The following is a 20,617-nucleotide window of genomic DNA, read 5'->3' on the forward strand; positions in this document are numbered from 1 at the left end:
ACCTCTCACCTTCGTGGGCGCCTGCGTCCGCGTGTGCGTGAGAGAGCGGAACCGGATGCCCCGGCATCCGGTTTGACAGCAGAACAGCGGTGCAGCATCGCCGGTGCGAACCGGTGGAAAGTGCCCAGGCGCTTCGCAATCGCGGAGCGTCGCGTGCGTCCGATGCCCTCAGAGGTAAGACGCGGAAAGAGAGTGAGCAGACAATGGCGGGACAGAAGATCCGCATTCGCCTGAAGTCGTACGACCACGCCGGCCTCGACTCGTCGGCGCGCAAGATCGTCGACACCGTGACCCGTGCGGGCGCGACCGTCGTGGGCCCCGTGCCCCTTCCGACCGAGAAGAACGTCGTGTGCGTCATCCGGTCGCCCCACAAGTACAAGGACAGCCGCGAGCACTTCGAGATGCGCACCCACAAGCGTCTGATCGACATCATCGACCCGACGCCCAAGGCCGTCGACTCGCTGATGCGCCTTGACCTGCCGGCCGACGTCAACATCGAGATCAAGCTCTGAGGTTCGACATGGCTGACATCAACAACAAGACTTCCAAGGGCCTGCTGGGCACCAAGCTCGGCATGACCCAGGTGTGGAACGAGAACGGCAAGCTCGTTCCCGTCACCGTCATCGAGATCGCCCCGAACGTCGTCACCCAGGTGCGCACGCCGGAGAAGGACGGCTACAACGCCGTTCAGATCGCTGCGGGCCAGATCGACCCCCGCAAGGTCAACAAGCCCCTCACGGCGCACTTCGCGGCCGCCGGTGTGACGCCGCGTCGTCACCTCACCGAGATCCGCACGGCGGACGCCGCTGACTACTCACTCGGTCAGCAGCTCACGGTGGACGGCGTGTTCGAGGCCGGCCAGCTGGTCGACGTCGTCGGCACCAGCAAGGGCAAGGGCACCGCGGGTGTCATGAAGCGCCACAACTTCAAGGGCGTCTCGGCTTCGCACGGTGCGCACCGCAATCACCGCAAGCCCGGTTCGATCGGCGCATCGTCGACCCCGAGCCGCGTCTTCAAGGGCATGCGCATGGCCGGCCGTATGGGTGGCGAGCGCGTGACCGTCCTCAACCTCACGGTGCACGCCGTCGACGCCGAGAAGGGTCTGCTGCTCGTCAAGGGCGCCGTCCCCGGCGCGCGCGGCCGCATCGTCTACGTCCGCAACGCAGTGAAGGGTGCCTGATCTCATGGCTGACTCGACTCTCGCGCTCGACGTCCTGAAGGCCGACGGCAAGAAGGCCGGCTCTGTCGAGCTGCCCGCCGCGCTCTTCGACGTCAAGACGAACATCCCGCTCATCCACCAGGTCGTCGTCGCGCAGCTCGCGGCGGCTCGCCAGGGCACCCACTCGACCAAGCGTCGCGGTGAGGTCTCGGGCGCCGGCCGCAAGCCCTTCAAGCAGAAGGGCACGGGTAACGCCCGCCAGGGCTCGATCCGCGCGCCGCACATGACCGGCGGTGGCATCGTGCACGGCCCCAAGCCGCGCGACTACTCGCAGCGCACGCCCAAGAAGATGGTCGCCGCCGCGCTCCTCGGAGCGCTCAGCGACCGCGCCCGCGGCGACCGCCTGCACATCGTCGACTCGTTCGGCATCGAGGGCGCCCCTTCGACGAAGGCCGCTGCCGCGGTGCTCGCCGAGCTCGCCCCGACGAAGAACGTCCTCGTCGTCATCGAGCGTGACGACGAGCTCAGCGTCAAGAGCGTGCGCAACCTCGCGTACGTCCACGTGCTGCCCTTCGACCAGCTGAACGCCTACGACGTGCTCGTCTCGGACGACATCGTCTTCACCAAGGCCGCCTACGACGCGTTCGTCGCGTCGAAGTCCGGCGCCACCGAGGAGGTCTCGGCATGAGCAACATCGCCGTTAACAAGGACCCGCGCGACATCATCCTGAAGCCGGTCGTGTCGGAGAAGAGCTACGGGCTCATCGACGAGGGCAAGTACACCTTCCTCGTGGACCCCCGCGCCTCGAAGACCGAGATCAAGCTCGCGATCGAGAAGATCTTCGGCGTCAAGGTCGCAGCGGTCAACACGATCAACCGCGTCGGCAAGGCCCGCCGCACCCGCTTCGGCACGGGCAAGCGCAAGGACACCAAGCGCGCCATCGTGACGCTCAAGTCGGGCACCATCGACATCTTCACGGCAGTCGGCTGACGGTCGGGACAGAGGACTAGAGAACTATGGCTATTCGCAAGTACAAGCCCACGACCCCGGGTCGTCGCGGTTCGTCGGTGGCCGACTTCGCCGAGATCACGCGATCGACGCCTGAGAAGTCGCTGCTGCGCCCGCTCGCCAAGACCGGTGGCCGCAACAACCAGGGCCGCATCACGACGCGTCACATCGGTGGTGGCCACAAGCGCCAGTACCGCGTGATCGACTTCCGTCGCAACGACAAGGACGGCGTCAACGCGAAGGTCGCTCACATCGAGTACGACCCCAACCGCACCGCGCGCATCGCGCTCCTGCACTACTTCGACGGCGAGAAGCGCTACATCCTCGCGCCGAACAAGCTGCAGCAGGGCGACATCGTCGAGTCGGGTGCCGGCGCCGACATCAAGCCCGGCAACAACCTGCCCCTCCGCAACATCCCGACGGGTACGGTCATCCACGCGATCGAGCTCCGTCCCGGCGGCGGCGCCAAGCTCGCCCGATCGGCCGGCACCTCGGTGCGTCTCGTCGCGAAGGACGGCCCGTTCGCTCAGCTGCGTCTCCCCTCGGGCGAGATCCGCAACGTCGACGCGCGCTGCCGCGCGACGATCGGCGAGGTCGGCAACGCCGAGCAGTCGAACATCAACTGGGGCAAGGCCGGCCGCAAGCGCTGGAAGGGCGTCCGCCCGACCGTCCGCGGTGTCGCCATGAACCCGGTCGACCACCCGCACGGTGGTGGTGAGGGCAAGACCTCCGGTGGACGTCACCCCGTCACTCCTTGGGGCCAGGCTGAGGGTCGCACCCGCCACGCCAACAAGGAAAGCGACAAGTACATCGTCCGTCGTCGCAACGCCGGCAAGAAGCGCAAGTAGGAGTAGAGGAAGATGCCTCGTAGCCTTAAGAAGGGCCCCTTCGTCGACGAGCACCTGCTTCGCAAGGTCGTCGTCCAGAACGAAGCCGGTACCAAGAACGTCATCAAGACCTGGTCGCGTCGCTCGATGATCATCCCCGCGATGCTCGGCCACACGATCGCCGTCCACGACGGTCGCAAGCACATCCCCGTGTTCGTGACCGAGACCATGGTCGGCCACAAGCTGGGCGAATTCGCGCCCACCCGCACCTTCCGCGGCCACGAGAAGGACGACAAGAAGGGCCGCCGCCGCTGACGCGGGGGCGCATAGAGGAGAGAGAAATGGTGGAGTCCATCGCACGCGTGCGACACATCCGCGTGACCCCTCAGAAGGCTCGTCGTGTCGTCGCGCTCATCAAGGGCAAGCAGGCTCAGGAGGCCCTGGCCATCCTGAAGTTCGCGCCGCAGAGCGCGAGCGAGCCGATCTACAAGCTCGTGGCAGCGGCGATCGCCAACGCACGGGTCAAGGCCGACCAGGTCAACGAGTACCTGGACGAGCAGGACCTGTACGTCGCGAACGCCTACGTGGACGAGGGCACGACGCTCAAGCGTTTCCAGCCCCGCGCCCAGGGCCGCGCGTTCCAGATCAAGAAGCGCACGAGCCACATCACGGTCGTGCTGTCGACGCCGGAGACGGCCGACGCTGCCCCCGTCAAGAACAGCAAGAAGGCGAGCAAGTAATGGGACAGAAGGTAAACCCGTACGGCTTCCGCCTCGGCATCACCACCGACCACGTGTCGCGGTGGTTCTCGGACTCGACGAAGCCGGGCCAGCGCTACGCCGACTACGTCGCCGAGGACATCCGTATCCGCAAGCTCCTGCAGACGCAGCTCGACCGCGCCGGCGTGAGCAACATCGAGATCGAGCGCACGCGTGACCGCGTCCGCGTCGACATCCACACCGCCCGTCCGGGCATCGTGATCGGTCGCCGCGGCGCCGAGGCCGAGCGCATCCGCGCCGACCTCGAGAAGCTCACCGGCAAGCAGATCCAGCTGAACATCCTCGAGGTCAAGAACCCCGAGGCCGACGCCCAGCTCGTCGCGCAGGGCATCGCCGAGCAGCTCTCCGCTCGCGTGGCGTTCCGCCGCGCGATGCGCAAGGGTCTGCAGGGCGCGCAGCGCGCCGGCGCCAAGGGCGTCCGCATCCAGGTCTCCGGCCGCCTCGGCGGCGCCGAGATGAGCCGCTCGGAGTTCTACCGCGAGGGCCGTGTGCCGCTGCACACGCTTCGCGCGAACATCGACTACGGCTTCTACGAGGCGAAGACGACCTTCGGCCGCATCGGCGTGAAGGTCTGGATCTACAAGGGCGACCTCACCAACAAGGAGCTCGCGCGCGAGCAGGCCAACGCGCCGAAGCAGTCCCGCGGTCGCGACGACCGTGGCGGCGACCGTCGTCGTGGCCCCCGCAACGAGGCCCCCGTGGCAGAAGGAGCGTCGGCGTAATGCTCATCCCCCGCAAGGTCAAGCACCGCAAGCAGCACCACCCCGGCCGTGCCGGTCAGGCGACCGGTGGCACGAAGGTCAGCTTCGGCGAGTTCGGCATCCAGGCCCTTTCGCCCGCTTACGTGACGAACCGTCAGATCGAGTCCGCTCGTATCGCCATGACGCGTCACATCAAGCGTGGCGGCAAGGTGTGGATCAACATCTACCCCGACCGTCCGCTCACGAAGAAGCCCGCCGAAACCCGCATGGGTTCGGGCAAGGGCTCGCCGGAGTGGTGGGTCGCAAACGTCAAGCCGGGTCGCGTCCTCTTCGAGGTCGCCGGCGTCAACGAGCAGCTCGCTCGTGAGGCCCTGACCCGTGCCATCCACAAGCTGCCTCTCAAGGCACGCATCATCAAGCGCGAGGAGGGCGACGCGTAATGGCGATCGGCACCAAGACGCTCGCCCCGAGCGAGCTCGACACGTTCGAAGACCAGCGCCTCGTCGAGGAGCTGCGCAAGGCCAAGGAAGAGCTGTTCAACCTGCGCTTCCAGTCGGCCACGGGCCAGCTCGAGAGCCACGGCCGCATCCGTGCGGTCAAGCGCGACATCGCGCGGCTCTACACCGTGATCCGTGAGCGCGAGCTCGGCATCCGTGCCACGCCCGCGCCCGTCGAGGTCGCGACGAAGGCGAAGAAGACCAAGGCCAAGAAGGCGGATGCCGCCGACGAGGCCGTGAAGGAAGAGGCCGAGTGATGGCTACCGCGAAGAAGGCAGAGGCCGAGGTCGTCGAGACCACGACCCCTGAGCGTGCCGAAGGGCACGAGTCGGCTGAGCACGACGTCCGCGACGTGAACGCCCGCGGCTACCGCAAGGCCCGCCGCGGCTACGTCGTGAGCGACAAGATGGACAAGACGATCGTCGTCGAGGTCGAGGACCGCGTGAAGCACCCCCTCTACGGCAAGGTCATCCGTCGCACGTCGAAGGTCAAGGCGCACGACGAGGGCAACACCGCCGGCATCGGCGACCTGGTCCTCATCAACGAGACCCGTCCGCTGAGCGCCACCAAGCGCTGGCGCCTGGTCGAGATCCTCGAGAAGGCCAAGTAAGCCTCGCGCTGCTTGGAACCCAAGGAGTAGAGAACAGTGATTCAGAACGAATCCCGCCTCAAGGTCGCCGACAACACCGGCGCCAAGGAGCTGCTCACGATCCGTGTGCTCGGCGGCTCCAACCGGCGTTACGCGGGCCTGGGCGACGTCATCGTCGCCACGGTCAAGGACGCGATCCCGGGCGGCAACGTCAAGAAGGGCGACGTCGTCAAGGCGGTCGTCGTCCGCACGGTCAAGCAGACGCGCCGTCCCGACGGCTCGTACATCAAGTTCGACGAGAACGCCGCCGTGATCCTGAAGAACGACGGGGAGCCCCGCGGCACCCGCATCTTCGGGCCGGTCGGTCGTGAGCTTCGTGACAAGAAGTTCATGAAGATCGTCTCGCTCGCCCCGGAGGTCATCTGATCATGGCGAAGATCAAGAAGGGCGACCTGGTTCAGGTCATCTCGGGCGCCAAGCCCGAGCGCGGCGGAGACCGCGGCAAGCAGGGCAAGGTCCTCGAGGTCCTTACCGAGCAGAACCGCGTCATCGTCGAGGGCGTGAACTACGTCACCAAGCACAACCGCGTCGGCCAGACCCAGCGCGGCACCAAGACGGGTGGCATCGAGACGTTCGAGGCCCCCATCCACATCTCCAACGTGGCGCTCGTCGACCCCTCGTCGAAGAAGCCCACGCGCGTCGGCCACCGTGTCGAGGAGCGCACGAAGGACGGCGTCAAGCGCACCGTCCGCGTCCGCTACGCGAAGAAGTCAGGCAAGGACCTCTGAACATGAGCAGCACCACTGCCGTGGAGGCTGGCAAGATCCAGCCCCGCCTGAAGCAGAAGTACAACGGCGAGATCAAGAAGGCTCTGCAGGAAGAGTTCGGCTACCCGAACGTCATGCAGATCCCCGGCCTGGTCAAGGTCGTCGTGAACACGGGTGTCGGCGAGGCCGCGCGCGACAGCAAGGTGATCGATGGCGCGGTCGACGACCTCACCAAGATCACCGGTCAGAAGCCGGTCGTCACGAAGGCCCGCAAGTCGATCGCGCAGTTCAAGCTGCGCGAGGGACAGGCCATCGGCGCGCACGTCACCCTCCGCGGCGACCGCGCGTGGGAGTTCATCGACCGTCTCGTGAACCTCGCGCTGCCCCGCATCCGCGACTTCCGCGGCCTCTCGGGCAAGCAGTTCGACGGCCACGGCAACTACACGTTCGGTCTCCAGGAGCAGTCCGTGTTCCACGAGATCAACCAGGACAAGATCGACCGCGTCCGCGGCTTCGACATCACGATCGTCACCTCCGCCAAGACGGATGCCGAGGGCCGGGCGCTGCTGCGTCACCTGGGCTTCCCGTTCCGCGCGGACGACGCACAGGCGTGACACCTCGGCAGGCTCAGGGACCGCACGGTCGCTGAGCCTGCCGGAGTGCCCGCACTCCACAACCGAACACCGCATGGTCATAGAAGGTCGTCTGGCGTGTAACGGCAGCCGAAACCTCGTGAACGAAGGAATCAAGAAATGACAATGACAGACCCGGTCGCAGACATGCTGACCCGTCTGCGCAACGCGAACTCGGCGCACCACGACTCCGTGTCGCTGCCGAGCTCCAAGCTCAAGACCCACATCGCCGAGATCCTCAAGCAGGAGGGCTACATCTCCGCGTGGGAGGTCAGCGACGCCCGCGTCGGCCAGACCCTCACGCTCACGCTCAAGTACGGCCCGAACCGCGAGCGGTCGATCGCCGGCATCAAGCGCGTCTCGAAGCCCGGCCTCCGCGTCTACGCGAAGTCGACCGAGATCCCCAAGGTCCTCGGCGGCCTCGGCGTCGCCATCCTGTCCACCTCTTCTGGCCTCCTCACGGACCGCCAGGCCGAGTCGAAGGGCGTGGGTGGGGAAGTCCTCGCCTACGTGTGGTGATCTGACATGTCGCGTATCGGTCGTCTCCCGATCGACATCCCCGCCGGTGTGACCGTCACGGTCGAGGGCCAGGATGTCGCGGTCAAGGGCCCCAAGGGCGAGCTGTCGCTCGCCGTGGCCCGCCCCATCGAAGTCAAGGTCGAAGAGGGCCAGGTGCTCGTCACCCGTCCCGACGACGAGCGCTCCTCGCGTTCGCTGCACGGCCTGACCCGCACGCTCATCAACAACAACATCATCGGTGTCACCCAGGGCTACACCAAGGGCCTCGAGGTCGTCGGCACGGGCTACCGCGTCGCGCAGAAGGGCACGGCGGTCGAGTTCGCGCTCGGCTTCTCGCACCCCGTCCTCGTCGAGGCGCCCGAGGGCATCACCCTGACCGTCGAGGGCAACAACAAGCTCACGGTCAGCGGCATCGACAAGCAGGCCGTCGGCGAGGCGGCTGCCAACATCCGCAAGATCCGCAAGCCCGAGCCGTACAAGGGCAAGGGTGTGCGCTACGCCGGCGAGGTCGTTCGGCGCAAGGCCGGAAAGGCTGGTAAGTAAGCATGGCTGTGAAGTCGAAGTCCGACGCCCGCGCGCGTCGTCACGCCCGCCTTCGCAAGAAGGTCGTCGGCACTGCCGAGCGTCCCCGCCTCGTAGTGACGCGCTCGTCGCGCCACGTCTTCGTTCAGCTCGTCGACGACAGCAAGGGCCACACCGTGGCCTCGGCGTCGACGCTCGAGGTCGACCTGCGCTCGTCTGACGCGGACAAGACCGCGAAGGCCCGCAAGGTCGGCGAGCTCGTCGCCGAGCGCGCGAAGGCCGCCGGCGTCTCGGACGCCGTGTTCGACCGCGGTGGAAACCGCTATGCGGGCCGTGTCGCGGCGATCGCCGACGGCGCCCGCGAGGGAGGTCTGAACCTGTGAGTGAGATCAAGGAGAACAACGTGACCGCAGAGGCTCCGACCGAGGCTCCGGCCGAGGGCGCCACGGCGACCGGCGAGCGCGAGCGCGAGCCCCGTCGCGGCGGTCGCGAGCGCAACCCCAACCGCGACCGCGGTGGCCGCGACCGCGCCGAGAGCCAGTTCCTCGAGCGCGTCGTCACGATCAACCGCGTGTCGAAGGTCGTCAAGGGCGGTCGTCGCTTCAGCTTCACGGCGCTGGTCGTCGTGGGCGATGGCAACGGCGTCGTCGGCGTCGGCTACGGCAAGGCCCGTGAGGTCCCCCTCGCGATCTCGAAGGGTGTCGAAGAGGCCAAGCGCAACTTCTTCCGCGTGCCCCGCGCCGGCTCGACCATCCCGCACCCCGTGCAGGGTGAGGCGGCCGCCGGTGTCGTGCTCCTCCGTCCCGCCGCGGCCGGTACCGGTGTCATCGCCGGTGGTCCCGTCCGCGCGGTGCTCGAGTGCGCCGGCATCCACGACGTGCTCTCGAAGTCGCTCGGCTCGTCGAACACGATCAACATCGTCCACGCGACGGTGGAGGCCCTGAAGCAGCTCGAGGAGCCCCGTGCGGTCGCCGCGCGTCGTGGCCTCGAGTTCGACCAGGTCGCCCCCGCCCGTCTCGTCCGTGCCGAGGCTGAGGCCGCGGCCGCAGTGAAGGCAGGTGTCTGATGGCCGCGCGCCTGAAGGTTACCCAGGTCAAGTCCAAGGTGAGCGAGAAGCAGAACCAGCGCGACACGCTGCGTTCGCTGGGTCTCAAGCGGATCGGCGACTCCGTCGTCCGTCCCGACGACGCGCAGACGCGCGGCTACGTCAAGACCGTCGCGCACCTCGTGAAGGTTGAGGAGATCGACTGATGGCTGAGAAGGCCGAGAAGAACGAGGCCGTCGAGGCGGAGGCCGCCAAGGGCGCGGCTGCCCCCAAGAAGGCGTCAGAAAAGACAGTCGCCGCCAAGAAGCCGGCTGCTGAGAAGAAGGCGCCCGCCAAGGCTGCGCCCAAGAAGGACGCCGTGAAGAAGGATGCTCCGGCAGCCCGCCCCGGCGTGCTGAAGGTGCACCACCTCCGTCCCGTCCCCGGTGCCAACACCCCCAAGACCCGCGTGGGTCGCGGTGAGGGCTCGAAGGGCAAGACGGCCGGCCGTGGCACGAAGGGCACGAAGGCCCGCTACCAGGTCAAGGTCGGCTTCGAGGGTGGGCAGATGCCGCTGCACATGCGCACCCCCAAGCTGCGCGGCTTCAAGAACCCGTTCCGCGTCGAGTACCAGGTCGTGAACCTGGACAAGCTCGCGGAGCTCTACCCCAGCGGTGGCGACGTCACCGTGAGCGACCTGGTCGCGAAGGGCGCCGTTCGCAAGAACGAGAAGGTCAAGGTGCTCGGCACCGGCGACATCGCGGTCAAGCTCAACGTGGCCGTCGACAAGGTCTCCGGCTCGGCAGAGCAGAAGATCGTCGCGGCGGGCGGCACCGTCAAGTAGTACCCAGCGGGGGTCGGAGCATCCGTTCCGGCCCCCGCTGTCGTCCCCCGGCGCAACGCCTCGCAATGTCGATGGAGACTCGCTGGGTTACTCTGGTTGACGGCGTGCCTCGGAGCATGCCGGCACCCCTTCTGGAGGCAGTCTCTTGTTCAGCGCAATCGCGCGGGTCTTCCGTACCCCCGACCTTCGTCGGAAGATCGCATTCACCCTGGCGATCATCGCCATCTACCGGCTCGGTGCACACATCCCGGCCCCCTTCGTCGACTTCCCGAACGTGCAGGAGTGTCTGCGCCAGAGCGCGGGCACTGAGGGCCTGCTCTCGCTGGTCAACCTCTTCTCCGGCGGCGCGCTGCTGCAGCTGTCGATCTTCGCGCTGGGCGTCATGCCGTACATCACGGCGACGATCATCGTCCAGCTCCTCCGTGTCGTCATCCCGCACTTCGAGACCCTCTACAAGGAGGGCCAGTCCGGCCAGGCGAAGCTCACGCAGTACACCCGTTACCTGACGATCGCGCTCGCACTGCTGCAGTCGACGACGCTCGTGACGGTCGCCCGCAGCGGCCAGCTCTTCGGCACGACGGGCATCCCCGAGTGCGAGCAGCTCCTCACCAACGACGTGTGGTGGGCGCAGCTGCTCATGATCATCACCATGACCGCCGGCACGGGCCTCATCATGTGGTTCGCCGAGCTCGTCACCGAGCGCGGCATCGGCAACGGCATGTCGATCCTCATCTTCACGTCGATCGCGGCGGCCTTCCCCGCGTCGATGTGGGCCATCTGGCAGTCGCGCGGCTTCGAGGTCTTCCTCCTGGTCCTCGCCGTCGGCGTCGTCGTGGTCGCCCTCGTCGTCTTCGTCGAGCAGTCGCAGCGCCGCATCCCGGTGCAGTACGCCAAGCGCATGGTCGGCCGCCGCACGTACGGCGGGACGAACACGTACATCCCGATCAAGGTCAACATGGCCGGCGTCGTGCCCGTCATCTTCGCCTCCTCGCTGCTGTACATCCCGGCGCTCATCGCGCAGTTCAACCAGCCGCAGCCGGGCGAGGAAGTCCCGGCGTGGGTCGCGTGGATCCAGCAGTACCTCGTGCGCGGCGACCACCCGCTCTACATGGTCCTGTACTTCCTGCTCATCGTCGGCTTCACGTACTTCTACGTCGCGATCACGTTCAACCCCGTCGAGGTCGCCGACAACATGAAGAAGTACGGCGGATTCATCCCCGGCATCCGTGCCGGTCGTCCGACGGCCGAGTACCTCGACTACGTGCTCACTCGCATCACGCTCCCCGGCTCGATCTACCTCGGCCTCATCGCGCTCCTGCCGCTCATCGCCCTCGCGACGGTCGGCGCCAACCAGAACTTCCCGTTCGGCGGCGCGTCGATCCTCATCATCGTCGGTGTGGGTCTGGAGACCGTGAAGCAGATCGACGCACAGCTCCAGCAGCGACACTACGAAGGGCTTCTTCGATGACTTCACGTCCCGTCCGTCTCCTGATCGTCGGTCCCCAGGGCTCCGGAAAGGGCACACAGGGCATCCGGATCGCGGAGACGTTCGGCATCCCGGTCGTCTCGACCGGCGACGTGTTCCGTGCGAACGTGGCCCAGGGCACCGATCTCGGCCAGCAGGTCAAGAGCATCATCGACGCCGGGCAGCTCGTGCCCGACGAGCTGACGAGCGCCGTCGTCCGCGACCGCCTCGCGCAGCCCGATGCGGCGGCGGGCTTCCTCTTGGACGGCTACCCCCGCAACCTCGCGCAGGTGCGGCACCTCGACGAGTTCCTCTCGTCGCGGGACGAGGCGCTGGACGCCGTGGTCGTCCTGGCCGTGTCGCGTGAGGAGAGCATCGCGCGTCTGCACAAGCGCGCCGCTGAGCAGGGACGCGCCGACGACACCGACGAGGTCATCGCGGCGCGGCTGTCGATCTACGAGACCGAGACGGCGCCGATCCTCGAGGTGTACGGCGAGCGCGGCATCGTCGACGAGGTCGACGGCGTCGGATCGCTCGACGAGATCACCGACCGGATCATCGCGGCCCTCCACGCGCGAGGCCTCGCGCGCTCGGCCGCAGCCTGACGTGGTGGCACTGCGCCGCTCCATCTACAAGTCGCCCGCCCAGCTGCGGTCGATGGTGGAGCCGGGCCTCATCACGGCGGCGGCCCTGGACGCTGTCCGCGCTCTGGTCGCCCCCGGAGTGACCACGCAGGAGCTGGATGCTGTCGCGAACGACGTCATCCGCTCCCGCGGCGCGCGCTCGAACTTCCAGCTCGTCCGCGGCTACCGCCACACGATCTGCGCCTCGGTCAACGAGCAGGTCGTGCACGGCATCCCGTCCTCTCGGGCGCTCGAGCCGGGCGACATCCTGTCGATCGACGCGGGCGCGGAGTACCAGGGGTGGAACGGCGACTCGGCCTTCACGATCGTCGTGCCCGATCCGTCGCGGCCCGAGCTCGTCGCGGAGCGCGAGGAGCTCTCGCGCGTGACGGAGGGGTCCCTCTGGGCCGGCATCGCGGCGCTCGCGTCGGCGCGCAACCTCGCAGAGGTCGGCGCGGCCATCCAGGACCACATCGACGGGTCCGGCCACGGCTACGGCATCCTGCGCGACTACGTGGGCCACGGCATCGGCCGCAAGATGCACGAGTCGCCGTCGGTCTTCAACTACCGCGTCGCAGACCCGGGACCCGAGGTGCGTCCCGGACTCGCGCTCGCGATCGAGCCGATGGTCGTCATCGGCGACCAGGAGACGCTGGTCGAGGACGACGGATGGACCGTCTCGACGGTCGACGGCACGGCCGGCTCGCACTGGGAGCACAGCGTCGCTGTACACGAGGACGGCATCTGGGTGTTCACGTCGCCGGACGGCGGCAAGGCGGGACTCGCGCCCTTCGGCGTGACTCCCGTGCCTGTGGGATAAGAGGAGAGCCATGGCTCAGCAGCGCAAGGTCAACTGGTTCGCGATCTGGATCAGCGTCGGCGTCGTCGTCGCGCTCGTCGTCGTGGCCGGACTCGTCATCTGGATGAACAGCGCAGCGTCGGGGCCCGGCGAGGCGCCCGAGGCATCGAACATCAACGCAGACACGGGCGCGATCATGGTCGGCGACGGTCCCGACCAGCTCGACACGTACATCGACTTCATGTGCCCCGTCTGCAACCAGTTCGAGCAGCTGTACGGCGAGACCATCGAAGGGCTCGTCGACGACGGCTCGATCACCCTCAACATCCACCCGATCTCGATCCTCGACCGCGCATCGCAGGGCACGGAGTTCTCGACGCGCGCTGCCAACGCGATGTACTGCGTCGCGGTGGCGGATGCCGACGCGTCCCTTCCGTTCCTGCAGGCGATGTACGAGAACCAGCCCGAGGAGGGCTCGACGGGCCTGACCGACGAGCAGATCCTCGACATCGCGTCGGGGGTCGGCGTGACAGGCATCGACGACTGCGTCAACGACGGCCGCTACTCGAAGTACGTCACGGCGATGACCGACGAGACCCCCGTCAAGCCCGGCGCGGGCGGCATCGGCACCCCCACGGTCCTCCTGAACGACGAGTTCGTCGAGCTCACGGGCGACCCGCAGGCCGACATCGTCGACGCGCTGCAGGGCTGAGCGTCCGGCAAGGGGGACTCGGCTTGCCGGGTCCCCCTTTATCACGTATGCTTGTCCTTTGGTGCGTTGCGCCTGTATTGGCGTGTCCCGGCACCGAACCACCCATCCACCGCAGACCGACCGGTCTGCAGAAGCGTTAGCGAGGCTATGGCCAAGAAAGACGGTGTCATCGAGATCGAAGGCACAGTGTCGGAGGCGCTGCCCAACGCGATGTTCCGCGTTGAGCTCACCAACGGACACAAGGTGCTCGCCACGATCTCCGGCAAGATGCGGCAGAACTACATCCGCATCATCCCCGAGGACCGCGTCGTCGTGGAGCTCAGCCCCTACGACCTCACCCGCGGCCGCATCGTCTATCGCTACCGCTAGTCCGGTCGGGAAGTAACACCCCAGGCGCTCGCGCCTGCCCGGTGAAGACAGCGAAAAGGAAACATCATGAAGGTCAACCCCTCCGTCAAGCCCATCTGCGACCACTGCAAGGTCATCCGCCGCCACGGCCGCGTCATGGTGATCTGCAAGAGCAACCCGCGTCACAAGCAGCGCCAGGGCTGATCGGATGCTGCGCAGCACGCAGCCCGTGAACTCATAACTGAATACGCATACAGGCAGGATCAGATCCCGCGAGAGCGGGGGACACCTCGGGCGGAGGCCCGGGCACCGATCCTGCTCCACACCTCCACTCACTCCTAGGAGAGCCGCATGGCACGTCTTGCCGGCGTCGACATCCCGCGCGACAAGCGCGTGGTGATCGCCCTTACCTACATCTACGGCGTTGGCCGTACCCGCTCGAACGAGATCCTCGCAGCGACGGAGATCGACGAGAACATCCGCGTCAAGGACCTCAGCGACGACCAGCTCATCGCGCTCCGCGACTACATCGAGGCCAACTACAAGGTCGAGGGTGACCTCCGCCGTGAGGTGGCCGCCGACATCCGCCGCAAGGTCGAGATCGGCTCCTACGAGGGCCTGCGCCACCGCCGCGGCCTCCCCGTGCGCGGTCAGCGCACGAAGACGAACGCGCGTACCCGCAAGGGCCCGAAGCGCACCGTCGCCGGCAAGAAGAAGGCCGGCCGCAAGTAATCGCGGGCCCGAAGGTTTAGGAGAGCAAAGCAATGGCACAGGCCAAGACCGCCGCGCGCAAGCCGCGCCGCAAGGAGAAGAAGAACATCGCGCTGGGCCAGGCCCACATCAAGTCGACGTTCAACAACACGATCGTCTCGATCACCGACCCGTCGGGCGCCGTCATCAGCTGGGCGTCGTCGGGTGGCGTGGGCTTCAAGGGCTCGCGCAAGTCGACGCCGTACGCCGCCGGCATGGCCGCGGAGTCCGCTGCCCGCCAGGCGCAGGAGCACGGTGTCAAGAAGGTCGACGTCTTCGTGAAGGGCCCGGGCTCGGGTCGCGAGACCGCGATCCGCTCGCTGCAGGCCGCCGGCCTCGAGGTGGGCTCGATCCAGGACGTCACGCCCCAGGCTCACAACGGCTGCCGTCCCCCCAAGCGCCGCCGCGTCTGATCTTTCCGGAGCCGGGGCACCTGCACAGGTGCCCCGGCTACCGCACGCTTACGGTGCCTCGCTTCGAGGCATCCCGAGTAAAACTCAACACCTCACTCACCGCACGTGTCATATAGCGGGCACGTGATCGAAAGGAACACATAGTGCTCATCGCACAGCGTCCCACCCTGACCGAGGAGAAGATCGGGGAGTTCCGCAGCCGCTTCGTCATCGAGCCGCTGGAGCCCGGCTTCGGCTACACGATCGGCAACGCGCTGCGTCGCAGCCTTCTCTCGTCGATCCCCGGCGCGGCCGTCACGAGCATCCGCATCGACGGCGTCCTCCACGAGTTCAGCACCATTCCGGGTGTCAAGGAGGATGTCACCGAGATCATCCTCAACATCAAGCAGCTCGTCGTCTCGAGCGAGCGCGACGAGCCCATCACGGCGTACCTGCGCAAGACGGGGTCCGGCGAGGTCACGGCGGCCGACATCTCCGCCCCCGCGGGCGTCGAGGTGCACAACCCCGAGCTGGTCATCGCGACCCTCAACGACACCGCCAAGTTCGAGCTCGAGCTCACGATCGAGCGCGGTCGCGGGTACGTCTCGGCGACGCAGAACCGCAACGAGTACGCCGAGGCCGGCCAGATCCCGGTCGACTCGATCTACTCGCCCGTGCTCAAGGTCAGCTACCGCGTCGACGCCACCCGTGCCGGTGAGCGCACCGACTTCGACAAGCTCGTCCTGGACGTCGAGACCAAGCCGTCGATCGCGCCGCGCGACGCCGTCGCGTCGGCCGGCCGCACGCTGACCGAGCTGTTCGGTCTCGCGCGCGAGCTGAACGTCGAGGCCGAGGGCATCGAGATCGGCCCCGCGCCGGTCGAGACGGTGCTCTCGAACGAGCTGTCGATGCCGATCGAGGACCTCGACCTGTCGGTCCGCTCGTACAACTGCCTCAAGCGCGAGGGCATCAACACGGTCTCGGAGCTCGTCGCCCTGTCGGAGACGCAGCTCATGAACATCCGCAACTTCGGTCAGAAGTCGGTCGATGAGGTGCGCGACAAGCTCGTCTCGCTCGGCCTGTCGCTGAAGGACTCGGTCCCCGGGTTCGACGGCGCGCACTTCTACGGCGGCTACGACGACGAGAACCTCTGATCGGATGCCGCAGGCCCGGCCGCGCGGCCGGGCCGAGCATCCTCTGAGCCCGACTTTTTCCCACTGGAGTAACTGATATGCCCAAGCCCACGAAGGGTCCCCGCCTCGGAGGCGGCCCCGCCCACGAGCGCCTGCTGCTTGCGAACCTCGCCGCGGCCCTCTTCACGCACAAGTCGATCCAGACGACCGAGACGAAGGCCAAGCGCGTCCGTCCGCTCGCGGAGCGCCTCATCACGTTCGCCAAGCGCGGCGACCTGCACGCCCGTCGCCGGGTGCTCTCGGTCATCGGTGACAAGGAAGTCGTGCACACGCTCTTCACCGAGATCGCCCCGCTCGTCGCGGAGCGCGAGGGCGGCTACACGCGCATCACCAAGATCGGCAACCGCAAGGGCGACAACGCGCCCATGGCCGTCATCGAGCTCGTCCTCGAGCCCGTGACGCCGAAGGCCAAGGCCAAGAAGGCCGCTCCGGCCGCCGCTGCCGCGCCGGTCGCCGAGGAGCCCGCCGAGGACGAGGCCGCCGAGACCGCCGAGGTCGAGGCCGCTGACGAGGCCGCCGAGGCCGGTGCCGAGTCGCAGGACGAGGGCGCTGCCGCCGAGGCCGCCGCCGAAGACGCCGTCGAGGAGAAGGCCGAGTAATCCGGCTGCGCCGGGTCACCGGCATCCCGTATCGCGAGACCCGCGTGCCCCCAGGGGCCCGCGGGTCTCGCCGTTCCAGGGGGTTGCGCAGGTCACATCTGCAACACAGGTCACAGCCGCGCCTACCCCGCGAGGCGATCGTGCCGCTATCCTGAGCCCAGCCTCCGGGGGCCGGGGGCGTGGGGTACAGGGGAGCGTGCGTCACGCGCAGTTCCGATGAGCGGACGGTGGAGTCCGACGGGATCGAGGCGGCGGCGGGAGGAGCCCAGTGGGTGGGCGCACCGCGGCCCCGTCGGCGTGCCGGTCTGTCGATCTACTCGATCCTGCTCATCATGCTCCTGTCGGTCAGCGTGCTGTCGAGCATCGTCGTGGGCGTCATCGGCTACGTCAACGGCACGCAGGCGCTGCGCGCGATCGCGACGGAGAAGCTCGTCGAGATCCGCGAGAACCGCGCGCGCGAGGTCGTCGCGCTGTTCGGGACGATCGAGAACTCCGTGCGGCTCAGCGCCAAGAACGACACGAGCAAGCAGGCTGTCGTCGCCTTCACGGAGGGGTTCGGGCAGCTCGAGGACGGTCAGCTCGACCCCGAGGCCTCCGACGCCGTCGACGACTACTACGACGAGACGTTCGCGACGCAGCTCGAGGAGGCGACGGGCGAAGACGTCGACGGCTCCGCGTTCGCGCCTCAGGACGCCGCGGCGCGCTACCTCCAGTACCACTACGTCATCCCGTACGGGTCGTGGGAGGACGCGATCCTCATCGACGACGCGGGCGACGGAAGCGCCTGGTCGGCCGCGCACGCGAAGTACCACGACTACTACCGGTCGATGACGGAGCTGCACCGCTTCGAAGACGTCCTCATGCTCGACACGCAGGGGAACGTCGTCTACACGGCCTTCAAGGGCGTCGATCTCGGGGCGAACCTGCTCGACGGCCCCTACCGGCTGTCCAACCTCGCCGATGCGTACCGCGAGGTCATGAGCCGGAACATCGTCGGTGACGTCGTCCTGGCCGATTTCGCGGCCTACAGCCCGAGCCTCGGCAACCCGGCGGGATGGGCCGTCACGCCGATCGCCGTCGACGACCAGATCGTCGGAGCGCTCGCGATCGAGCTGCCCATCGACCGCATCGACGAGGTCATGACGGTCAGCGGCGCGTGGGCCGACAACGGGCTGGGTCAGACGGGCGAGACGTACCTCGTCGGCGAGGACGGCACGATGCGCTCGATCTCGCGCGAGCTGCAGTCCTCTCCGGACTCGTACGCGGATGCCGCGGTGGCGGCCGGACTCGCGCCCGCGGCCGCGGCGCTGAGCGTCCAGAACGGCAACACGCTCCTTCAGCAGGTCGTCGCCGGCGAGGCGATCGAACGCGCCCAGTCGGGCGAGAACGGCGCGATCGTGCAGCGCGACTACCTCGGCCGTGAGGCCATCACGGCGTTCGCGCCGCTGAGCGTCGACGGACTGTCGTGGGTCATCGTCGCGCAGGAGGCGTACAACGAGGCGATGGCGCCCGTCGAGGACTTCACGCGCAACCTCATCCTCTCCACGGCGGGCATGATCATCTTCGTCTGCCTGCTCTCGCTCGTCCTCGCGCAGGTGTTCGTCCGGCCGCTGCGGCGGCTCAAGCTCGCGGCGCAGCGGATCGCGGCGGGCGAGGAGGGCGTGCAGGTGGATGCCGGCTCGAGCGACGAGCTCGCCGACGTCGCCGGGGCCTTCAACGACATGAGCCGGAGCCTGCAGGTCAAGTCCAACCTCATCGAGCAGCAGGAGAAGGCCAACGAGGCGCTCCTCCGCTCCTTCATGCCCGAGGGCATCGCGGACCGATACAAGCACGGCGACGACGCGATCACGCAGGACAACGACGACGTCACGGTGATCTTCGCCGACATCGTGGGCTTCGAGGAGCTCGCGCTGACGCTCTCGTCGGAGGAGGCCGTCACACGGCTGAACGACCTCATCCGCATCTTCGACGAGGCCGCCGAGCGCTACGGCGTCGAGCGCGTCCGCACGACCCGCCAGTCCTACGTCGCGAGCGTCGGGCTCGGCACGCCCCGCGTCGACAACGCCCGCCGCGCCGTCGAGTTCGCGATCGAGCTGCACACGATCCTGGAGCGCTACTCCGCTCAGCAGGACATCGAGCTCGACCTGCGCGCGGGCTTGGACTCGGGACAGGTGACGAGCGGCCTCATCGGGCGGGCGCGCATCGTCTACGACATGTGGGGGGATGCTGTGAACCTCGCCTACCGCGTCCAGGGCGACTACGACGAGGCGGGCATCTACATCACGCAGCGCGTCGCCGACCGCATCCCGGACACGATCACGGTCGTGCCGGCAGGCGAGGTGACGACCAAGAGCGGCAGTCAGCGCGTGTGGCGGGTGGAGACCGGCGTGCCGGTCATCGAGGGATGAGCGTCGCCTGATGAACGACATCACGTCGCAGCCGTGGTTCTGGCCCGCGGTCATCGTCTCGGTCGGGCTTCCGCTCGTGCTCATCGGGCTCACCGAGCTGTCGAACATGCTCGTGCGAAAAGGCAGTCGCGCCGCACCCATCGTCCTGATGGTGCGCAACTACCTCGTGCCCGTCGCGGGCGTCCTGGTGCTGCTGAGCCAGCCCGGCGCGTGGGAGGGCTCGGGCACCTGGCCCAAGGTCATCTGGACGGTGTTCGGCCTGCTCGTCATCGTCGTGACGATCAACGCGATCAACCACCTCGTCTTCCACCGCGCCGAAAAGGGCTCCTGGCGGGACCGGTTCCCCACGATCTTCAGCGACCTCATCCGCTTCGTGTTCATCATCGTCGGCATCGCGCTCGTGTTCTGGTGGGTGTGGGATGCCGATGTCGCGGGCGTCTTCGCAGCCCTCGGCATCACGTCGATCGTCGTCGGCCTGGCGCTGCAGAACGCCGTCGGCTCGATCGTGTCGGGTCTCTTCCTCATCTTCGAGTCGCCCTTCCAGCTCGGCGACTGGATCGAGACGGGTGGCACGCGCGGCCAGATCATCGAGGTCAACTGGCGCGCCGTGCACCTGGACACCGGAAACGGCATCGTCGTGATGCCGACGGCCGAGCTCGCCGAGGGCTCGTTCACGAATCTCAGCCGCGCCTCCGAGCCCTACGCCGCGACGAAGGACGTCTCCTTCTCGACGGACGATCCGCCGCTGCGCGTCCGCGACATGCTGATGGACGTCGCGCGCGACATCCCGCTCGTCGCGCCGGACCGCGATCCGTCGGTGTCGACGGCGGGCGGGGCGAAGTACCAGGTGTCGATCCCGCTGCAGTCCCCGGGCGACGAGGGCGTGGTCCTCGATGCCTTCACGACGCGGCTCTGGTATGCCGCGCGACGGGCCGACCTGCACCTGGACGGCGATGTGACGGACGACTGGAACACGCCCGACCGGCTGCTCGCCGGGCTCCGGCAGATCGCCCCCGCGCTGAGCCTGCGTCCGGCCGACGCGGAGGCCCTCGCCGACACGGCAAGGCTCGAACGCTTCGCGCAGGGCGAGGTGCTGCTGCGCCCGGGCGCCGTGCCGCAGGCGACGCGGTTCATCCTCGTGGGGCGGGTCATGCTCGGCGTGCCGACCGACGATGCGGGGTTCGTCCAGATCACCGAGCTCGGCCGCGACGACGCCGTGGGGCTCACTGCTCTGACCCGCACGCGGACGATCTCGCGCGCCGTCGCCCTCACCGAGGTCGAGGTCGTGAGCATCCCCGTCCGCGTCCTCGACGACATCGTCCGGGAGCATCCGTCGCTCGCCCGCGAGGTCGTCCGGGAGAACGACAACCGCGTCCGGCTCGCGCGGTCGGCGCTCGAGGCGGTGGGCGAGCGGCTCGACCCGACGCGCCGGGTGATGGGCTGAACGAGCCATAGGCTTG

Annotated in this window: 32 protein-coding genes; all 32 read left to right on the forward strand. The window is 67.8% G+C overall.

All coding sequences use genetic code 11. The features are described 5' to 3' along the window. The first annotated feature begins 203 nt into the window (after positions 1-203). The 32 genes from rpsJ to ABZ477_RS08655 all read left to right on the forward strand — a co-directional run bounded on the left by rpsJ (position 204) and on the right by ABZ477_RS08655 (position 20,601). Positions 204-512: a 30S ribosomal protein S10 gene (gene rpsJ, locus ABZ477_RS08500; RefSeq protein WP_013584016.1), complete on the forward strand. Its 309-nt coding sequence runs from the start codon at positions 204-206 to the stop codon at positions 510-512. Positions 513-520: 8 nt separating this feature from the next. Beyond that, positions 521-1,180 (forward strand): 50S ribosomal protein L3, encoded by a 660-nt coding sequence (gene rplC, locus ABZ477_RS08505; RefSeq protein ID WP_360130857.1) that lies wholly within the window; start codon positions 521-523, stop codon positions 1,178-1,180. A gap of 4 nt (positions 1,181-1,184) precedes the next feature. After that, on the forward strand, positions 1,185-1,847 hold the full coding sequence (gene rplD, locus ABZ477_RS08510) for a 50S ribosomal protein L4 (RefSeq protein WP_360130860.1): 663 nt from the start codon (positions 1,185-1,187) through the stop codon (positions 1,845-1,847). After that, positions 1,844-2,149 (forward strand): 50S ribosomal protein L23, encoded by a 306-nt coding sequence (gene rplW / locus ABZ477_RS08515; RefSeq protein WP_127818507.1) that lies wholly within the window; start codon positions 1,844-1,846, stop codon positions 2,147-2,149. The genes rplD and rplW overlap by 4 nt, the downstream gene beginning before the upstream one ends. A 26-nt stretch (positions 2,150-2,175) precedes the next feature. Beyond that, a complete protein-coding gene (rplB, locus tag ABZ477_RS08520) occupies positions 2,176-3,015 on the forward strand; it encodes a 50S ribosomal protein L2 (RefSeq protein WP_360130863.1) in 840 nt (279 codons plus the stop codon). A 12-nt stretch (positions 3,016-3,027) separates the two neighbouring features. Then, entirely contained in the window at positions 3,028-3,309 is a 282-nt protein-coding gene (gene rpsS, locus ABZ477_RS08525; protein WP_120229702.1) for a 30S ribosomal protein S19, read from the forward strand. 26 nt (positions 3,310-3,335) lie between these two features. Beyond that, positions 3,336-3,734, forward strand: coding sequence for a 50S ribosomal protein L22 (gene rplV / locus ABZ477_RS08530; protein WP_360130867.1), 399 nt, complete (start codon positions 3,336-3,338; stop codon positions 3,732-3,734). Then, entirely contained in the window at positions 3,734-4,495 is a 762-nt protein-coding gene (gene rpsC, locus ABZ477_RS08535) for a 30S ribosomal protein S3 (protein WP_360130870.1), read from the forward strand. The genes rplV and rpsC overlap by 1 nt, the downstream gene beginning before the upstream one ends. After that, entirely contained in the window at positions 4,495-4,914 is a 420-nt protein-coding gene (gene rplP / locus ABZ477_RS08540) for a 50S ribosomal protein L16 (protein WP_360130873.1), read from the forward strand. The genes rpsC and rplP overlap by 1 nt, the downstream gene beginning before the upstream one ends. Next, on the forward strand, positions 4,914-5,228 hold the full coding sequence (gene rpmC, locus ABZ477_RS08545) for a 50S ribosomal protein L29 (RefSeq protein WP_360130876.1): 315 nt from the start codon (positions 4,914-4,916) through the stop codon (positions 5,226-5,228). Before rplP ends, rpmC begins: the two co-directional genes overlap by 1 nt. Further along, positions 5,228-5,581 (forward strand): 30S ribosomal protein S17, encoded by a 354-nt coding sequence (rpsQ, locus tag ABZ477_RS08550; protein WP_360130879.1) that lies wholly within the window; start codon positions 5,228-5,230, stop codon positions 5,579-5,581. Before rpmC ends, rpsQ begins: the two co-directional genes overlap by 1 nt. A 36-nt stretch (positions 5,582-5,617) precedes the next feature. Then, positions 5,618-5,986, forward strand: a complete 369-nt coding sequence (gene rplN, locus ABZ477_RS08555; RefSeq protein WP_045246799.1) for a 50S ribosomal protein L14 — start codon at positions 5,618-5,620, stop codon at positions 5,984-5,986. 2 nt (positions 5,987-5,988) lie between these two features. Next, complete coding sequence (rplX, locus tag ABZ477_RS08560) at positions 5,989-6,348, forward strand: 50S ribosomal protein L24 (RefSeq protein WP_360130882.1); 360 nt, start codon at positions 5,989-5,991, stop codon at positions 6,346-6,348. 2 nt (positions 6,349-6,350) lie between these two features. Next, on the forward strand, positions 6,351-6,941 hold the full coding sequence (gene rplE / locus ABZ477_RS08565) for a 50S ribosomal protein L5 (RefSeq protein WP_360130885.1): 591 nt from the start codon (positions 6,351-6,353) through the stop codon (positions 6,939-6,941). Positions 6,942-7,079: 138 nt separating this feature from the next. Continuing rightward, positions 7,080-7,478, forward strand: coding sequence for a 30S ribosomal protein S8 (gene rpsH, locus ABZ477_RS08570; RefSeq protein ID WP_360130888.1), 399 nt, complete (start codon positions 7,080-7,082; stop codon positions 7,476-7,478). A 6-nt stretch (positions 7,479-7,484) separates the two neighbouring features. After that, positions 7,485-8,021 (forward strand): 50S ribosomal protein L6, encoded by a 537-nt coding sequence (gene rplF / locus ABZ477_RS08575; RefSeq protein ID WP_360130891.1) that lies wholly within the window; start codon positions 7,485-7,487, stop codon positions 8,019-8,021. 2 nt (positions 8,022-8,023) lie between these two features. Next, a complete protein-coding gene (gene rplR / locus ABZ477_RS08580; protein ID WP_360130894.1) occupies positions 8,024-8,383 on the forward strand; it encodes a 50S ribosomal protein L18 in 360 nt (119 codons plus the stop codon). A gap of 20 nt (positions 8,384-8,403) precedes the next feature. Further along, positions 8,404-9,066 carry a 30S ribosomal protein S5 gene (gene rpsE, locus ABZ477_RS08585; RefSeq protein WP_360130897.1) on the forward strand — a complete coding sequence of 221 codons (663 nt, stop codon included), beginning with the start codon at positions 8,404-8,406 and terminating at the stop codon, positions 9,064-9,066. Next, positions 9,066-9,251, forward strand: a complete 186-nt coding sequence (gene rpmD, locus ABZ477_RS08590; protein ID WP_023954062.1) for a 50S ribosomal protein L30 — start codon at positions 9,066-9,068, stop codon at positions 9,249-9,251. Before rpsE ends, rpmD begins: the two co-directional genes overlap by 1 nt. After that, a complete protein-coding gene (rplO, locus tag ABZ477_RS08595; protein WP_360130902.1) occupies positions 9,251-9,868 on the forward strand; it encodes a 50S ribosomal protein L15 in 618 nt (205 codons plus the stop codon). The genes rpmD and rplO overlap by 1 nt, the downstream gene beginning before the upstream one ends. A 145-nt stretch (positions 9,869-10,013) precedes the next feature. After that, positions 10,014-11,336 carry a preprotein translocase subunit SecY gene (secY, locus tag ABZ477_RS08600; RefSeq protein ID WP_360130905.1) on the forward strand — a complete coding sequence of 441 codons (1,323 nt, stop codon included), beginning with the start codon at positions 10,014-10,016 and terminating at the stop codon, positions 11,334-11,336. Then, positions 11,333-11,938, forward strand: coding sequence for an adenylate kinase (locus ABZ477_RS08605; RefSeq protein WP_360130908.1), 606 nt, complete (start codon positions 11,333-11,335; stop codon positions 11,936-11,938). The genes secY and ABZ477_RS08605 overlap by 4 nt, the downstream gene beginning before the upstream one ends. Positions 11,939-11,942: 4 nt before the next feature. Next, on the forward strand, positions 11,943-12,776 hold the full coding sequence (map, locus tag ABZ477_RS08610; RefSeq protein WP_360130911.1) for a type I methionyl aminopeptidase: 834 nt from the start codon (positions 11,943-11,945) through the stop codon (positions 12,774-12,776). 10 nt (positions 12,777-12,786) lie between these two features. After that, a complete protein-coding gene (locus tag ABZ477_RS08615; RefSeq protein WP_360130914.1) occupies positions 12,787-13,467 on the forward strand; it encodes a thioredoxin domain-containing protein in 681 nt (226 codons plus the stop codon). A 147-nt stretch (positions 13,468-13,614) separates the two neighbouring features. Then, a complete protein-coding gene (gene infA / locus ABZ477_RS08620) occupies positions 13,615-13,836 on the forward strand; it encodes a translation initiation factor IF-1 (RefSeq protein ID WP_013583992.1) in 222 nt (73 codons plus the stop codon). 66 nt (positions 13,837-13,902) lie between these two features. Further along, entirely contained in the window at positions 13,903-14,019 is a 117-nt protein-coding gene (gene rpmJ / locus ABZ477_RS08625; protein WP_005050492.1) for a 50S ribosomal protein L36, read from the forward strand. Positions 14,020-14,166: 147 nt separating this feature from the next. Further along, positions 14,167-14,547, forward strand: a complete 381-nt coding sequence (rpsM, locus tag ABZ477_RS08630) for a 30S ribosomal protein S13 (RefSeq protein WP_360130918.1) — start codon at positions 14,167-14,169, stop codon at positions 14,545-14,547. Positions 14,548-14,579: 32 nt separating this feature from the next. Continuing rightward, positions 14,580-14,978 (forward strand): 30S ribosomal protein S11, encoded by a 399-nt coding sequence (rpsK, locus tag ABZ477_RS08635; RefSeq protein ID WP_056117708.1) that lies wholly within the window; start codon positions 14,580-14,582, stop codon positions 14,976-14,978. A 143-nt stretch (positions 14,979-15,121) separates the two neighbouring features. Continuing rightward, the gene (locus ABZ477_RS08640) at positions 15,122-16,111 is read left to right on the forward strand and encodes a DNA-directed RNA polymerase subunit alpha (RefSeq protein ID WP_360130921.1); all 990 of its coding nucleotides are present in this window, start codon (positions 15,122-15,124) and stop codon (positions 16,109-16,111) included. Between the two features lie 77 nt (positions 16,112-16,188). Next, positions 16,189-16,749 carry a 50S ribosomal protein L17 gene (rplQ, locus tag ABZ477_RS08645; RefSeq protein WP_360130924.1) on the forward strand — a complete coding sequence of 187 codons (561 nt, stop codon included), beginning with the start codon at positions 16,189-16,191 and terminating at the stop codon, positions 16,747-16,749. A 227-nt stretch (positions 16,750-16,976) separates the two neighbouring features. Next, complete coding sequence (locus tag ABZ477_RS08650; protein ID WP_360130927.1) at positions 16,977-19,157, forward strand: adenylate/guanylate cyclase domain-containing protein; 2,181 nt, start codon at positions 16,977-16,979, stop codon at positions 19,155-19,157. A 10-nt stretch (positions 19,158-19,167) separates the two neighbouring features. Further along, on the forward strand, positions 19,168-20,601 hold the full coding sequence (locus ABZ477_RS08655; RefSeq protein ID WP_360130930.1) for a mechanosensitive ion channel domain-containing protein: 1,434 nt from the start codon (positions 19,168-19,170) through the stop codon (positions 20,599-20,601). Positions 20,602-20,617 lie beyond the last annotated feature (16 nt).

The sequence above is a fragment of the Microbacterium sp. NPDC019599 genome (assembly GCF_040632175.1).
Classification (GTDB): domain Bacteria; phylum Actinomycetota; class Actinomycetes; order Actinomycetales; family Microbacteriaceae; genus Microbacterium.

What these genes read in the sequence shown, in the direction of transcription:
- rpsJ (WP_013584016.1), top strand. Translation starts at nt 204, where the DNA reads ATGGCGGGACAGAAGATCCGCATTCGCCTGAAGTCGTACGACCACGCC.
- rplC (WP_360130857.1), top strand. Translation starts at nt 521, where the DNA reads ATGGCTGACATCAACAACAAGACTTCCAAGGGCCTGCTGGGCACCAAG.
- rplD (WP_360130860.1), top strand. Translation starts at nt 1,185, where the DNA reads ATGGCTGACTCGACTCTCGCGCTCGACGTCCTGAAGGCCGACGGCAAG.
- rplW (WP_127818507.1), top strand. Translation starts at nt 1,844, where the DNA reads ATGAGCAACATCGCCGTTAACAAGGACCCGCGCGACATCATCCTGAAG.
- rplB (WP_360130863.1), top strand. Translation starts at nt 2,176, where the DNA reads ATGGCTATTCGCAAGTACAAGCCCACGACCCCGGGTCGTCGCGGTTCG.
- rpsS (WP_120229702.1), top strand. Translation starts at nt 3,028, where the DNA reads ATGCCTCGTAGCCTTAAGAAGGGCCCCTTCGTCGACGAGCACCTGCTT.
- rplV (WP_360130867.1), top strand. Translation starts at nt 3,336, where the DNA reads ATGGTGGAGTCCATCGCACGCGTGCGACACATCCGCGTGACCCCTCAG.
- rpsC (WP_360130870.1), top strand. Translation starts at nt 3,734, where the DNA reads ATGGGACAGAAGGTAAACCCGTACGGCTTCCGCCTCGGCATCACCACC.
- rplP (WP_360130873.1), top strand. Translation starts at nt 4,495, where the DNA reads ATGCTCATCCCCCGCAAGGTCAAGCACCGCAAGCAGCACCACCCCGGC.
- rpmC (WP_360130876.1), top strand. Translation starts at nt 4,914, where the DNA reads ATGGCGATCGGCACCAAGACGCTCGCCCCGAGCGAGCTCGACACGTTC.
- rpsQ (WP_360130879.1), top strand. Translation starts at nt 5,228, where the DNA reads ATGGCTACCGCGAAGAAGGCAGAGGCCGAGGTCGTCGAGACCACGACC.
- rplX (WP_360130882.1), top strand. Translation starts at nt 5,989, where the DNA reads ATGGCGAAGATCAAGAAGGGCGACCTGGTTCAGGTCATCTCGGGCGCC.
- rplE (WP_360130885.1), top strand. Translation starts at nt 6,351, where the DNA reads ATGAGCAGCACCACTGCCGTGGAGGCTGGCAAGATCCAGCCCCGCCTG.
- rpsH (WP_360130888.1), top strand. Translation starts at nt 7,080, where the DNA reads ATGACAATGACAGACCCGGTCGCAGACATGCTGACCCGTCTGCGCAAC.
- rplF (WP_360130891.1), top strand. Translation starts at nt 7,485, where the DNA reads ATGTCGCGTATCGGTCGTCTCCCGATCGACATCCCCGCCGGTGTGACC.
- rplR (WP_360130894.1), top strand. Translation starts at nt 8,024, where the DNA reads ATGGCTGTGAAGTCGAAGTCCGACGCCCGCGCGCGTCGTCACGCCCGC.
- rpmD (WP_023954062.1), top strand. Translation starts at nt 9,066, where the DNA reads ATGGCCGCGCGCCTGAAGGTTACCCAGGTCAAGTCCAAGGTGAGCGAG.
- rplO (WP_360130902.1), top strand. Translation starts at nt 9,251, where the DNA reads ATGGCTGAGAAGGCCGAGAAGAACGAGGCCGTCGAGGCGGAGGCCGCC.
- ABZ477_RS08605 (WP_360130908.1), top strand. Translation starts at nt 11,333, where the DNA reads ATGACTTCACGTCCCGTCCGTCTCCTGATCGTCGGTCCCCAGGGCTCC.
- ABZ477_RS08615 (WP_360130914.1), top strand. Translation starts at nt 12,787, where the DNA reads ATGGCTCAGCAGCGCAAGGTCAACTGGTTCGCGATCTGGATCAGCGTC.
- infA (WP_013583992.1), top strand. Translation starts at nt 13,615, where the DNA reads ATGGCCAAGAAAGACGGTGTCATCGAGATCGAAGGCACAGTGTCGGAG.
- rpmJ (WP_005050492.1), top strand. Translation starts at nt 13,903, where the DNA reads ATGAAGGTCAACCCCTCCGTCAAGCCCATCTGCGACCACTGCAAGGTC.
- rpsM (WP_360130918.1), top strand. Translation starts at nt 14,167, where the DNA reads ATGGCACGTCTTGCCGGCGTCGACATCCCGCGCGACAAGCGCGTGGTG.
- rpsK (WP_056117708.1), top strand. Translation starts at nt 14,580, where the DNA reads ATGGCACAGGCCAAGACCGCCGCGCGCAAGCCGCGCCGCAAGGAGAAG.
- rplQ (WP_360130924.1), top strand. Translation starts at nt 16,189, where the DNA reads ATGCCCAAGCCCACGAAGGGTCCCCGCCTCGGAGGCGGCCCCGCCCAC.
- ABZ477_RS08655 (WP_360130930.1), top strand. Translation starts at nt 19,168, where the DNA reads ATGAACGACATCACGTCGCAGCCGTGGTTCTGGCCCGCGGTCATCGTC.